Raw genomic sequence first — 12,605 nt, forward strand, 5'->3', positions numbered from 1 at the left:
GCGCCCGAGAGGGCGCTTTTTTTATCGATGCACCCAATCCACCCGGACGTCCTTCCGTTGATTCAAATACTTGTCAATTGCCATCGCTGCAATGCATCCATCAGAGCAAGCAACAACAGCCTGTTTAAAGGGTGTATTGCGGATATCGCCGATTGCCCAGACTCCTTCGAGATTTGTCATCATGTCGCTGGACACTCGAACTCCACCATTTGGGTTGACCGGTACCTGTGCTTGTAGATAATCGGTGATGGGCAGAGAACCTGTGGAGTAGACGAAAGCACCTTGAACTTGGATTATCTGCTCTTCACGACCTCCAGATGATTGAACTTTGATAGCATTTACTCCCTGGTCATCTCCTTGTATGGAGGTGAGCCTAGTGCGCTTCCAGTGCTTCACATTTTTAGAATTGAGAAGGATTTCTACTGCCGGAGAATTTGCGTTTGGCTTATTATTGGTAATCCAATGTACTATTGATGCAAATTTTGTGAGTACAAGTGCCTCATCAATGGCTTCATGATTTGATCCATAGACAGCTACTTCTTGATTTTTATAAAAAGCTCCATCACAAGTTGCACAATAACTGACCCCTTTACCAAGAAACTCGTTCTCACCGGGAAGTGTTGATGCTCTACCCATTGCACCTGTTGCAAGAACCAATGTTTTGCCTACAAATGTTCCCTCTGGTGTATATACAGTCTTCTCTGAATCAGTCATGCTGATTCCATAAACTTGAGCCTGCTTGTATTCCGCTCCATAGTTAATTGCTTGAACTCTCATTGTTTTTAATAATTCCTCACCTGATGTGTCTCCTTCTACACCCGGATAGTTTGCAATTTTGTGAGTGATAGCAAGTGCACCAACAGCTGGATTTTTGTCAAGGATAATTGTCGATAGATTTGACCTTGCTGTATACAATGCACAAGAACAACCCGCTGGTCCTCCACCAATGATGATGACGTCAAAGATATTCATTTGATTCATGAGTTAGTATTTACTAATACTCAGATTTTTGCAGCTATTAGGGAATTGGTTCTGATGTTGCTCAGGTACCATCCTGACAAATGATTCGATCATTTTTGCAGTTAGACCCCACTCTGTAAATGGGAAGAAATGGCGTCCGTTAGAAATTTTTTGGTAGCAGTCTCCAGGTTTTAGGCAGTGTCTCCATCTGATATCACTCTGCTCATCAACAACAAAGTCTTTTTCACCATTAATCACCAGTATTGGAACCTCAGCTTTGTTTAGATTCGTGATTGGTTGGCTATTGACAATAGATCCATATACTAAATCATTGTCCAAACATTTTGCTAACAGTCGCGCCATGATATTGACCACTTTTTCAGTATTTCTATCGACCAATAGTCGGCCTAGATGACTTAAAATATGAAATCTTGAGCAGGGTAATTGTCTCCGCATACTCTGATAATGACTAGTCCATTGATTTGTCGAGTGAGTATCTACTGATAGCACGGAAACTGATGATATGTTGTTGGGATATTTTTGAGCAAATAAATATGCAATTGTACCGCTTATACCGTGGCCTACAAGATGAACTGGATTTAAAGAGTTTTCTATCGTGTGTCTCATTAGGCTGTGGACGACTTCAACATCACATGATTCATCAAGATCATGTTCGAATGACCATCTTTTGACTTCAAAATGTTGACCCAAGCTTTGCGCTGTTCGCTTGAAAAGGCAATACAGTGATGGCTGGAGATCAATCCAAAGTATCTGACTGGTGCTCATCTGATTTTATTTTTCTTATTTTCTGATGCTTTTGATTATGTTTTCTCTCAGAGAAGACGACTGGCTGTATTCTTTATCACATCCAGGCTGATCAAGCTTTCACCTTTGATTCAGAAGAAAGCACAACCTTTCCGTGCCTTACTTGTTCTTTGATCCTTTTAATCAATTTTTTTTCGATTGGATCGGCCTTTGACTCGTAACTCAGCATGTTCTGATAGGTTCTGTCGCTTATTTTGTTGAAACAGGACGCATTTAGATACTGATCAACCAGATCAATTTCTCTTCCTCTTTGCGTATTCATTTTGAGACGTTTCTTTCTTTTTACTATTCTCACCAAAGCTCTTCTTCGCAGTCAGTCTTTACGATCAAATTTGATGTTGCATAAGCTACGCATAGAAGTGAGTAGCCGTCTTCAATTTGTTCATCATCGAGAAAACTTTGATCAGATTGATCAACTGTTCCTTCGATGATCTTCCCTACACAAGTGCTGCATGCTCCAGCTCTGCATGAATAACTCATATCAATTCCAGCCTGCTCTGCTGCCTCTAGAACGTATTCATCATCAGGACATTCGAAGTGTTTGACTCCATCCGGCATTCTTAATTCGACCTTGAATGAGGTCATCACTCCAATTAAAATCATACAATAACTTCAATTAGTCTCCTCTGCTCGTATATGTATCTCGCTTGCGCATCATTGGATACGTTCCAGATTGATGTTAGCTATTTACCAGTCTTACTTATATAATGTTAGCTGGCAACATTCAATTGTTGTTGAACTGACCTGCGTGCTTTAATTTATATTACCCCTCAAAGTAAGGGCTTATGCCATGAATTCAAACTTACCCTCAAGAGTTTCACACTATTTAGGATCTCCGAATGGTTGGCGTAAAAAACGACTGAAGATTGCAATGGCATTAAGAAGCCAAGGCTGGTCGCATCGGCTTATTTCTGAATACTTGGAAGTGTCGCCGAAATCGTTAATGCGGGATATAAAATGTTTCGTAATCGACCCACAAGGGCTAAATATGTGACATCAGAAAGTTGATGTGTGTTAATCAACGTTCTTGTCGTGAGTGAATTAACCCTGAAGAGATGCAGGTTTGTTATTTCCTTGGTCTAGCTCGTTGTCGATGAGCAATAAAGCCGCTGCTTGATTATCTGCAAACTTCACCCGTCCAAGAAGGTGCGCAAATTCGTGTTCTGACTGGGTTTGCATTTCCACCATCGGGTCGAGAAACACCGTGGTACGCGTATCGCTCACTCTCTCTGCCATTGAATACAGCTGTTGCAACGAAGCTGTGACGTCAACCTCCATTTGAAATGCGGTTGCCATCACATCTACAGGGGATGCCCAGTTCTGCAAGGGAGCATCGACCACTTGTAGTGCAACGCTTTGCCCTCGAGCAATGATGTATTCCGCGAATTTTGCAGCATGCTCATGCTCGCTGTTGGATTCGTCTCGGAAGAATCGGGAAAATCCCCTCAACTCTCGTTCGGCAAACCAGATTGCTGCAGCGAAATAAGAGGCATGGGCTTGCCTCTCCATGTTGAGGTGGGCTTGGATCGCGCTTAGAAGATCAGAGTCAATCGCTTCTGCAATTGCACGACCTGATGGTCCGCAAGCGATAGATGAAGCGGAGATCGAATTGTTTGTGCTCAGCATTTTTTACTTGTTGATGTCCAAATGATACGCATATGCAAGTCAAATTGCTCGCAAGGTGTGTTATTTGCACCAAGTTAAATGAGAGTCATTATCAAAAGCATCTGAAATCTTGAATTTTTTCGGTCGTTTGTTGAGTTCTTTGGTTTAACGCCATCCAGCATCTGCCATCACTTTGATTGCGGTTTTCTGAGTTGCGCCTAAAGCACTAATAGAAACATTGTCTGGGGTAAATTTTCCAAATGCTTTTAATTCTTTCGATGTACCAAGATTTTTCAGTGGATATTCGAAGGTTGGGCCTGCAATGAGTCGACTACCTTTTGGTGACGAAATGAACTCAATAAATTGGATCGCCTCTGTTTTATTTTTGGCCGACTTTGCGACTCCTGCGGCACTTATGTTCACATGGGCTGGATTTGGCATAACTAATTTAATGTTCGATGTTACTTTCTGATCGTTCTTTCCGCTCGCACCTGCCTGCATTCGTGCTAGATAATAATGATTGACAAGTCCAACACCACATTTGCCTTGTCCAACCGCACGAATTAGTGATACATCACCACCGAAATACGGCTGGCTTACATTATCGACCATCCCTTCAACCCAAGCCGAAGCAGCAGTTTGACCATTCATTATGATTTGGTCGGCTACAAGTGACTGGCTGTAGACGTTTTTCCTTTTACGCAGACAGAGTTTTCCTTTAAGAACTGGATTTGCAAGATCGGAATAGGTCTTAATCGTATTTGGATTAACGATATTGGGATTTACAATGATCGATCTTACGCGCCTCGTGAAACCAAACCATCGATTTGATGGATCCCGATAGCGTGAAGGAACATTCGACTGGAGTTCCTGCGAGGACACGGGCTGCAGAAGACCAGCTTCTGCAGCATTGTTTATCCTCGCTGCATCAACCAAAATGATCACATCAGCTTTTGAATTTTCTCCCTCTCGTTTTAGACGTTCAACTAGCGATATCCCTGTGGCCTCAATAAGTCTTACTTTGATTCCAGTTTCTTCACTGAATTGTTTGTAGGCAGCACGATCAGTGTTGTAATGCCGGCCTGAGTACACCCTTACTTCCTTTGCCTCCACTGAAGGCAGGACAGCAATTGTTGCCACCATACCCATCGCTGCAAAGAACCTACACATGCTTCTAGATATAATTCCTCTTATATTACTCCAGTGACTCCAGTCTTCATCTGCTTTTGACGTACCATTCTGTAGCATTTGGTGAAGGCTTTTTGTTCTTGAAATTCCCTGATCGATGGACTTTCTGACGCATTCTCTTTTGCCTCTTCCTGTAGTTCGCGACTTTCAGCAACGCCTCTGTGCTCGCGACCTACCCTGGCGAGATGGCCGATTGACTGCCGGGGATCAGGCTGCATTGGTGAAGACTAATCATCAGCTCGATCCAAATGCTGAGCTCACTATTTTGATTACCAACTGCATCACTAAAGCATTAACGAGTGATCCCTTGGTCAAGAGTTTTTCACTTGTACGGAAGGTTCACAGTTTGTTGATTTCTAGGTCCAATGTCGGAGATTCTTATGGATGGCATGTTGATAATCCTTTTTCCCGCCATGGTCGCCGTGATTTGTCTTTCACCTGCTTTCTGAGCGATGAAGATACCTACGAGGGTGGATCTTTATTGACCCAAACAGGCGGTGAGGAAACGAAGGAATTTCGATTGCCACCTGGGCAAATTGTTCTCTATCCTTCTTCCACCCTTCATTGTGTTAAACCCGTTGTCAGCGGTGTTCGATATGTATGTGTCGGCTGGATCGAAAGCTATGTCAAGGCGCCAGAAGACCGCTCAATTCTATTCAATATCGATGCTGGCGCTCGTGGTTTATTGGCTCGCCATGGCCGATCGGATGAACTTGATCTGATCTTTCAAAGCTATACGAACGCTGTCCGACGCTTGTCGAACTGATTTGTAGCTTTTGATATGGTCACCGCTGGTATTTTGTGGCTGTATCTTCATTACAATTGGATTAGTTGAGCTTCATCCAAATGACAAAGCCTTCTGCTATCTCAGTTTTCGTTGCTGCGACGTCGCTTCTTGTTGCATCTGCACCAGCTCTGCACGCCCAGGATGCGGGTGGCCTTAAGGAATGGACCACAGATCAAGGTGTTGATGAGGAAAGTGTATTGGATTCTGACGCCGCTGCCTTGAAGAAAAAGGCAGAGCAAGAGGATATCTGTGTTCCTATTGGGGAAGGTGAGAACTGCTGGTAACTATTGCTGTTTCAATTCTAGGGGGCAATCCCCTCTCTTTATCCAAGAAAAAAGCGCCCCGAGGGGCGCTTTTGTTTTGACCAGTAGTTGATCAGAACTTGAAGGTGGTTTTAACCAATGCGCCAAGTGTGTCAGATCCATCCACTGATGCATTTCCATCAGCATCCTGAACCCAGAACACTGCGGGAGTTACCGTAACGTTGTCACTGACCTGGTAATCGTAATAAGCCTCGAAAGCGAAGTTCTCGTCATCGGGGCTGCTGTCACCTTTCATTGATGTTGCGTAGCTTGAATATGAACCGAAGCCCACCCCAAGCTTGTTGCCGTCAACGAAAGCGTTCTTCCAGTTAAGGCCGACCATCCAGCCGAAACTTTCCTCAACTTGACCATCGGCTTTTGCGTCATTGAAGCCGAAGTCAATACCTGCACTGATTGTCGGTACGATGCCGGTTTCCTCCGGTGACCAATAGCCTCGGACACCAAAGGCATTCAGAGCGGCATCATCCTTGTTAACGGCAGGAGTTGAGTAACCTTCCGCGGGATCAGATCCACCACTGCCATGTTTGTGGGCATAGAGGCCGGAGATGTACCACTTCCTGTTTCCATAACCAACTTGGCTCAGGAACAGGCCGTCGGTGTCCTCACCGAACATACCTTTCTTGGAGCTGGAATCAGCACCTTCGTTGCCGTCAGCAACGTAACTTGCAGCTGCATTCCATGCTGCTTCGCCGGGAGCAACATTCTGACGCCATTGGATACCTGCACCCTGTCCGGTACTTGCACCCATAAGAATTCCATAACCCCCAAGCTTCATTGCTTTGAGGATGGGCTTGTAGCGAGTTGGTGTTTCCACCATGTAGTAGTTCTCTACAAGTGCACCTACGGTGACTTTGAACTCTTCACCAACTGGGAAGGTATACCAAAGTTTGTCGATCTTCAGCGCATTGGTACCTGATTTGGCATCAGACAGGTAGGTGTTGTCGTTTGTCCAAACATTGGACATATTCCCCGTCCTAATACGGGTGTACAGCAGATCTTTACCTGTAAAGGTTGTGTTCAGGTTGAGGGTGTAGCGGTACGACATGGTTGTCGCATCGTCTTCGCATGCACCAGCTTTTGCAGCGTTGCAGGCGTCGCGATCGTCATAGCTGACGGCACCAAGGAAGAAGTCAGCTTGTCCTTTGAGCTTGGTGGTGGTGGAGAACTGGGTTGCTTCCAGTTCGCCAACGCGGGCCTCGAGGCCGTCAACGCGACCCTTAAGGATGGCCAGCTCGGTTTCGAACTCAGCCATCAGGCGACGCAGCTCGTCGGTCACTTCGGTGACGCGGTCGAGGCAAGCGTTCAGCAGGGCAGCCGCTTCGTAGCGGGTCATGGCCCGGTTGCCACGGAAGGTGCCGTTGGGGTAACCGGCGACGCAGCCGTAGGTCTCAACCAAACCTGCCAGTGCCTGATAGGCCCAGTCGGTGGGGTAGACGTCAGAGAATTGGGTGACGCTGGTGACCTGATCAGCGGAAGCCGCGTAATCAGAAACGCCGTTGATGTTCAGCTCGGCGGCATTGACGCCGGTGGCCAGAAGGCCAAGGGCGGCGGGAGCCACCAGCAGTTGCTGGAAAAGCTTCATTGAATTCCTCACACAGGAAAGCCCTATAAGGGCAGACATATGTTGCCTTTTCGCTGTGTCGCCTGTTACTCGTTTACTGCAATCAAAGGTTACTTTTTATACATCTTAAAGTTTCTTTGATACGCGCTATGCCTCGTCTTCCAATTCAGAAAAGTCCTTTTCCAGGTTGACCTGGATCAGATGACTTGCCTTTATGTGCTTTTTGTTACTCGCCCTGTCTGGATCTATTGGCGCTGATGACGGTATCGTTGATGTCATTGATTATCTAGGGTCTTGGCCGAATCTTCTGAAAACCGACATTCAGTAAATAAGAAAAAAGGTTGCAAGAAATCCAAGTGTTCGAATTGGAAAGGAGGGGCCTGTCGTTGTGGGCGTTAATCAATCTACAGGCAAAATTATCTGTCCTTTTAGTTCATCAATATAAATTTGTTGGGACTTCCTTAGATTGCTAATAGTCCTGGATACGGTTGATCTCGTGGATCCAACGATTTCAGCAATGCGTGCATGAGACAATGTGTGCTCCAGTAGTAGGCCTTCTGATGTTCTTTTTCCTAGTCTTGTCATTAGTAATCTAAAAAATTTAATCAGTCGGTTTTCTAGATTTTTCTCGTGCCTCATGATGTGAAGTTGAATGATCCAGTTCATGATTGTATCGCTGGTGTCGGATTCTGTCTTGCTTATTGATCCAACCGTATATGTTGTGTCTGTTATGGCTTCTATAAAGAGTTCTAGGTTTTCTGGATAGTGGAATCTGCAAATATCCGCTCTGCATGTAAAAGCTAAAGTTATGTCTTCTGCGTTCTTGGATTGGTTGGCCGCAATCCTTATTACGCCACTCTTTACCGTTATTTCTATATCTTCTCCGGTTTGAGTTCTTTCTAGTGAAATTCTTTCAGACGAATTCAGGGATATTGGTCTCCTTGCCTTGTCTCGATGGTGGCGTTCAGTCGTCATTGACGCGTTAGCTTGTTCTTTTTGATACACCGGTTTGTGCTCAATTTTTCTATTGGGCTTTCTGGGCTATGTATTAACAGGGATTCGGTATCTCAGGCGTATTTAATGACACTCATAGCACGATGTGGCTTGCTGCTTTTGTCTGCTCTTGTGATATTTGCTTTCTTCGAGGTGAGATATGGCACATTGCGTCGGCGCGATAAAGAGGCTGTATCTGTTAATTGCCTACCCACAGAGTATTTTCGGGCTTAGCATTCTGGAGTGATTCCATGTGCTCTTCAGTTAGGGCTTGCGCTGCCTGGTCGTGGCCTATGAGTGAAAGGTGGGATGCACGTCGGTAGCACCATGTATTGATTTCTCGCAGCGTCTTGCTTCTGAGGTGATAATTTTTGTTCATTTGCTTTGGGTGCTGCTCTCGCTATTTTTCTGCTTCCTGATTGCTACGTGGCGGAATTAATTGCTTTTGTTTGTGCTATTTGGTATGTTGCGCTGTGATTGTTGACCTTTCTCTTACTATTCTTCTTTATTGTTGTTGCCGGAAGTGGCTCTTTGCTCATGAATCGCTGAGTGTTGTGAGAATTATTATCAATCTTTCCGCATGAATTGTGTGTGGAGATGGTGTGTTTGTTCTGTGGGCATCTTTTTCGGCCCATACAACAGTGAGTTGATTTGTTGTGATGGCTGCCGCTGCGCCCTGTGCCTGTCCGCGTTGTACCTGTGAGGTGCAATCGTCCCAAGCCCTTGTTCGTGATGGCCAGAGTTTCTGTTCAGATGCCTGTGCCACCGGTCATCCCAACCATGAGCCCTGTCATGGCAGTGGCTCCTGCGGCTGCGCCTGCGCGGAGTGAGGCGGTCGGGTTGATTTCAACTCCCTGTCATGCGGGCAGGCCTGAGCAGCATCGTCAGCCCAGACACGGTCACAACAATGGTGAGAGTTCCCAGCAGGATTGGGTACACGGGCTGGAGATTGAGCCAGCCGAACTGTCCTTTGTGCAGCTTGAGCAGCCAGAAAGCATCAATGTTCTGCTCTAGCAGCAGGCTGTAAAGGGATCCGGTTCCTGCTGTGATCAGCAGTGGTGCTGCGGCGATCGGCACCAGCCAGCGATGGATGCGCCGCGCCTGCCGGCTGGTTGTTCTGGAAGCTTTCATTGCTTGCGCAGCTGTTGGTGGAGTTTCCGTTCATCAGTGCAAGGCATCCAGCGTCCGTTGTTCTCATGAACGCTGATGCAACCGATTTCAGCTGCCCGCTGCAGGGCTTCGCCTTCGGTGGCGTAGAGCCCCTTGCCGTGGGCCATCCCTGGCGTTGTATTCACCAACACGGCCAAAACGCCGAAGCTAATAGCCGATAACGGTTGGATAGCGTGCATCGGTTCAGAAGCCTTCGCAGTGCTCGACTGCTTTGAGGTAATTCATCTTGCCGGCAGCTGTGCCTCCCTTTGGATTGATGCTGGCCCGCAGGTCAATCTGTGCGTCGATGCAGCGGTTGTAGCGATGGGTTTTGACGGCTTGCGGGATCAGCAGAACCGTGATGCTGAGCAAGCTGAGACTGCTGACGGCTGCCAGTACGGGGTAGGTGTGGGCTCGCACCATCTCGCGAGCCGTGAGCTTTTGTTGGCTGTGGTCGACCATGCGTCGCGGTTGATTGGTCCCAGCTTGGCGGGCGTTGGTATCGCTTGCTATGGCGCTCCCTCCTTCTCTCGCTAGGGTCGTCGGACACGGTTTTGATGTATGCAGGCCTTGGAGTTCCTCGCCCTTGTGCTGGTGAACTTGGCTCTGACGGTTTATCTGGTTGAAAAGGGGGCCAAGTTCCTGAAAGAGAAGCGCCGCCTCAAGCGCCTTGTCAACCAGCATCCCGAAATGAAGGGGGTGCATCCTGATGAGGATGGCCTCTTTGTGTTTGAGAGCGATGATTCGCTCAAGGTGCTCGTGCTGGAGAACGATCAGCCCGGTTCTGATGAGCCCTTCTACGTCACAGAAGAGGATCTCGAAGAGGACTGAATCGATTGGTGCAGGAATGGAACGATGAGTTCATCACCCAGGCTCAGCATGAGCTTAAGGAAATGATGGCTGACTGGAAATATGACTACGGCGTGAGTGATCGCGAATGCTCGGCCATGTTGCTTTGGATGCTGATCAAGCTCAATCCCGACGCCAAGATCGACGGAGGCTTGCTTGATCGCTGATGCGACCGTTCGCTAGGTGCAATCACCGATGCTGTTTGGTTCCATGGGATACAGAATCAACAGGTAACCCCTACTCAGAACAGGGGGAAACTGCATCGAACAGGGGAGGGATTAGGGAACCCTTCCTTTTTTGTGGACTCCCTTTGTAGTGTTTGCCTCGGCCCTACATCTGGGGTGCGGCCACAAAAAAGCCCGCCAAAGTGGCGGGCCGGGTGATGGGGTCTCTTAATATAACGAGCATGGCCACTACATGCAGTGTTGATGTGTGATCAAGGGGCTCTGCATAAGTGATGTTGTTCCCCCTAGATCTGGAGCCTGATGAGTATCATCCTGCTAACGCATCAAGATCTGGTGCTGTGAGCCGGGTGATGGGGATTGCTCAGGCTCGATGAATCGCTCCACGATTGGGGCGATTTTTTTGTTATCGACGTGAGCGGTGGTTGTGTTCCACTTCAGCTACGTTGCGACTCAGGTAGAGAGCGTTGCTGAGCCCCATCACAACCGTGCATCCGGCTGGTCCGCAGACCCGATACAAGTTATTGCCGATCGATTCCACGGTTCAATTGCCTTGAACTGAGTAGGGCAAACGAAGGATTTCGGCCATGGAATCACGCTTGAAACTTCAGCCGTCCTACGAGTCCATAATTGGACCGGGCTGCGACAACCGATACGGGTTTGATTTTCTTTGCGCCTCTCGGTATTCCTTGAGAATTGCGCTCGTTGTTTCTTGATGATTCAGGTGCTTGGGAAATGGCTGGCCTTGAGTCGCTCGAGGTGATCGCGCACCTACAGATCCGGCATGCGCTTCCCCCGTTGTGTCAGGTTCTGCCGATGGGCATAAAGCTCTTTCCATCCCATCAGCGGTTCGATCAGCAGATCGCGCAATTGAGCTTTGGCGGTTGTGTTGGTCATCGTCTTGGATTTTTCCGTCTCGTGCTCCATCAGCATCGGTAAAACCTGAGGGCCACACATCACCCACTCGAGGGGTTGTGGGGTGGTGATCCAAAACGATGTCTCCCCCATCTGAGGGGGACGTCGTCTGATGAATCCTCTTAACGTGGCATGTCTCCTGGGGTTCCGATGAAGGTTCTGCAATCTGTTCTGGCATTGCTGCTGGTGCTGGTGATGGGTTGTGCAACAACCTCAACGGTCTCTGCGGCAACGATTGAGGAGGCGGCTAGTGGAGATCTGATTGCCACGCTGGAAAAGGCGCGGGATGTTCGCGAACAGGCTGACATCAAGATTCGGGAAAACCTCAAATTGATGGCGTCGAGTTGTCTGTATATGAGTGATTCGTTGAAAGAGTTGATGGCTCTGGAGAATCAGTTTGAAGACCGCCAGATCGAAGATTTCACCGTGGGAATGGCGGACGCGGTTGAGCTTGAATTGCTCGATGAGGAGTCACGCAAGATCAAAGCGCTCTACCGCAGATCCCATTGTGATGATCCGATCATCCTTCGTGAGCAACTGCGGCAGGCCGATGAGAAGCGCAAGGCCTGAATCAGCAGCAGACCCCCGGTCCCTATGACGGAGGGGGCCGGGGGTCTGTGTCTGAACGTTCTGTTCAGGGTTTGTGTGGCCGTCCCGTTCCGGTGAACAGGCGGCCTAACTCGCTCGTTTGTGCATGACTCAATCCATCAGATGTTGCTGAAGGAAGGTTGAAGCGTCTGGCTTATGGCGCCTGGGGCCATGTTCCAAGGGGTCGGGTGAAGGGAGCTCCTTAGGGCACCTGGCACGGTGCAGATGGAGTGCCGATCGCCCAGGCCTTTCGCACAAGGCCTGTCGAAGGGCGCACCCAACAAGAGGTGTGAAAACTGTTGGAGCAGGGGCCTGAAAGTCAGCTTGCTTCTGACGTCTGCTCGGTTGGACCGTCGTCTCGCATGGACGCCTCCGATCTCGATGCAGACAGTCTTGGGGCTGGGCTAGGCCCTGGCAATCAGCACGAACACGCATTGCCTTTCAGGGCAGAACCAGCTGAAAGTGGGGCTGGCGTGGCTGCGATCTGATTAGCCTGGGCCACCACGCGTCGCTGATGACGATTCCCTTCGGCACGCCAGAGCCTTCGGACGGACTGCTCAACAAGTCGGTGTCGTCCACCCGACTGCGCGCCTGGTTGAACAACCGCCTGCGCCAGCTCGCGGTGGGGCAGCGGATTCAGGATGCGCGGGCCTTACGAAGCGAATTCCTGGTGGATTGAT

General features: G+C 48.3%; 18 protein-coding genes. 7 read left to right on the top strand and 11 right to left on the bottom strand.

Annotation, left to right across the window (positions count from 1 at the left end; genetic code table 11):
• Positions 1-21 precede the first annotated feature (21 nt).
• The 5 genes from Syncc8109_RS11640 to Syncc8109_RS11660 all read right to left on the bottom strand — a co-directional run bounded on the left by Syncc8109_RS11640 (position 22) and on the right by Syncc8109_RS11660 (position 4,539).
• Entirely contained in the window at positions 22-972 is a 951-nt protein-coding gene (locus Syncc8109_RS11640) for an NAD(P)/FAD-dependent oxidoreductase (protein ID WP_156915485.1), read from the bottom strand.
• Between the two features lie 12 nt (positions 973-984).
• Positions 985-1,746 (bottom strand): alpha/beta fold hydrolase, encoded by a 762-nt coding sequence (locus Syncc8109_RS11645; protein ID WP_071823052.1) that lies wholly within the window; start codon positions 1,744-1,746, stop codon positions 985-987.
• A 330-nt stretch (positions 1,747-2,076) separates the two neighbouring features.
• Positions 2,077-2,370 (bottom strand): 2Fe-2S iron-sulfur cluster-binding protein, encoded by a 294-nt coding sequence (locus Syncc8109_RS11655; RefSeq protein ID WP_071823105.1) that lies wholly within the window; start codon positions 2,368-2,370, stop codon positions 2,077-2,079.
• Between the two features lie 456 nt (positions 2,371-2,826).
• Complete coding sequence (locus Syncc8109_RS04405) at positions 2,827-3,411, bottom strand: ferritin (protein WP_006850507.1); 585 nt, start codon at positions 3,409-3,411, stop codon at positions 2,827-2,829.
• A gap of 144 nt (positions 3,412-3,555) precedes the next feature.
• On the bottom strand, positions 3,556-4,539 hold the full coding sequence (locus Syncc8109_RS11660; RefSeq protein ID WP_232202463.1) for an extracellular solute-binding protein: 984 nt from the start codon (positions 4,537-4,539) through the stop codon (positions 3,556-3,558).
• 136 nt (positions 4,540-4,675) lie between these two features.
• On the opposite strand from Syncc8109_RS11660, the gene Syncc8109_RS11665 reads away from it, so the two are divergent.
• Positions 4,676-5,344 carry a Fe2+-dependent dioxygenase gene (locus Syncc8109_RS11665; protein WP_006851612.1) on the top strand — a complete coding sequence of 223 codons (669 nt, stop codon included), beginning with the start codon at positions 4,676-4,678 and terminating at the stop codon, positions 5,342-5,344.
• Positions 5,345-5,424: 80 nt separating this feature from the next.
• Positions 5,425-5,649 carry a hypothetical protein gene (locus Syncc8109_RS04415; RefSeq protein ID WP_006850018.1) on the top strand — a complete coding sequence of 75 codons (225 nt, stop codon included), beginning with the start codon at positions 5,425-5,427 and terminating at the stop codon, positions 5,647-5,649.
• Positions 5,650-5,740: 91 nt separating this feature from the next.
• Here Syncc8109_RS04415 and Syncc8109_RS04420 read toward each other — a convergent pair whose 3' ends face one another.
• On the bottom strand, positions 5,741-7,270 hold the full coding sequence (locus Syncc8109_RS04420; RefSeq protein ID WP_006851132.1) for an iron uptake porin: 1,530 nt from the start codon (positions 7,268-7,270) through the stop codon (positions 5,741-5,743).
• A 378-nt stretch (positions 7,271-7,648) separates the two neighbouring features.
• A complete protein-coding gene (locus tag Syncc8109_RS12015; RefSeq protein WP_084213248.1) occupies positions 7,649-8,224 on the bottom strand; it encodes a helix-turn-helix domain-containing protein in 576 nt (191 codons plus the stop codon).
• Positions 8,225-8,901: 677 nt separating this feature from the next.
• On the opposite strand from Syncc8109_RS12015, the gene Syncc8109_RS11675 reads away from it, so the two are divergent.
• On the top strand, positions 8,902-9,072 hold the full coding sequence (locus tag Syncc8109_RS11675) for a conjugal transfer protein TrbI (protein ID WP_071823054.1): 171 nt from the start codon (positions 8,902-8,904) through the stop codon (positions 9,070-9,072).
• A gap of 16 nt (positions 9,073-9,088) precedes the next feature.
• Here the strand turns inward: Syncc8109_RS11675 and Syncc8109_RS04425 are convergent, their stop codons facing one another.
• The 3 genes from Syncc8109_RS04425 to Syncc8109_RS04435 are packed head-to-tail and all read right to left on the bottom strand — an operon-like array spanning position 9,089 to position 9,853.
• A complete protein-coding gene (locus Syncc8109_RS04425) occupies positions 9,089-9,373 on the bottom strand; it encodes a hypothetical protein (RefSeq protein ID WP_006850191.1) in 285 nt (94 codons plus the stop codon).
• A complete protein-coding gene (locus Syncc8109_RS04430) occupies positions 9,370-9,591 on the bottom strand; it encodes a DUF3721 domain-containing protein (protein WP_025362219.1) in 222 nt (73 codons plus the stop codon). The genes Syncc8109_RS04425 and Syncc8109_RS04430 overlap by 4 nt, the downstream gene beginning before the upstream one ends.
• 4 nt (positions 9,592-9,595) lie before the next feature.
• Positions 9,596-9,853 carry a hypothetical protein gene (locus tag Syncc8109_RS04435; protein ID WP_006850570.1) on the bottom strand — a complete coding sequence of 86 codons (258 nt, stop codon included), beginning with the start codon at positions 9,851-9,853 and terminating at the stop codon, positions 9,596-9,598.
• 99 nt (positions 9,854-9,952) lie between these two features.
• On the opposite strand from Syncc8109_RS04435, the gene Syncc8109_RS04440 reads away from it, so the two are divergent.
• On the top strand, positions 9,953-10,222 hold the full coding sequence (locus Syncc8109_RS04440; RefSeq protein ID WP_006851434.1) for a hypothetical protein: 270 nt from the start codon (positions 9,953-9,955) through the stop codon (positions 10,220-10,222).
• 8 nt (positions 10,223-10,230) lie between these two features.
• Positions 10,231-10,407: a hypothetical protein gene (locus Syncc8109_RS04445; protein ID WP_232202465.1), complete on the top strand. Its 177-nt coding sequence runs from the start codon at positions 10,231-10,233 to the stop codon at positions 10,405-10,407.
• Positions 10,408-11,193: 786 nt separating this feature from the next.
• Here the strand turns inward: Syncc8109_RS04445 and Syncc8109_RS04450 are convergent.
• Positions 11,194-11,430, bottom strand: a complete 237-nt coding sequence (locus Syncc8109_RS04450; RefSeq protein WP_006850935.1) for a hypothetical protein — start codon at positions 11,428-11,430, stop codon at positions 11,194-11,196.
• 39 nt (positions 11,431-11,469) lie between these two features.
• Here Syncc8109_RS04450 and Syncc8109_RS04455 point away from each other — a divergent pair, with 39 nt between their 5' ends.
• On the top strand, positions 11,470-11,907 hold the full coding sequence (locus Syncc8109_RS04455) for a hypothetical protein (RefSeq protein WP_006851517.1): 438 nt from the start codon (positions 11,470-11,472) through the stop codon (positions 11,905-11,907).
• A gap of 532 nt (positions 11,908-12,439) precedes the next feature.
• Entirely contained in the window at positions 12,440-12,604 is a 165-nt protein-coding gene (locus tag Syncc8109_RS12530; RefSeq protein ID WP_006851316.1) for a hypothetical protein, read from the top strand.
• Position 12,605 lies beyond the last annotated feature (1 nt).

The organism is Synechococcus sp. WH 8109 (genome assembly GCF_000161795.2).
Taxonomy (GTDB): Bacteria; Cyanobacteriota; Cyanobacteriia; order PCC-6307; family Cyanobiaceae; genus Parasynechococcus.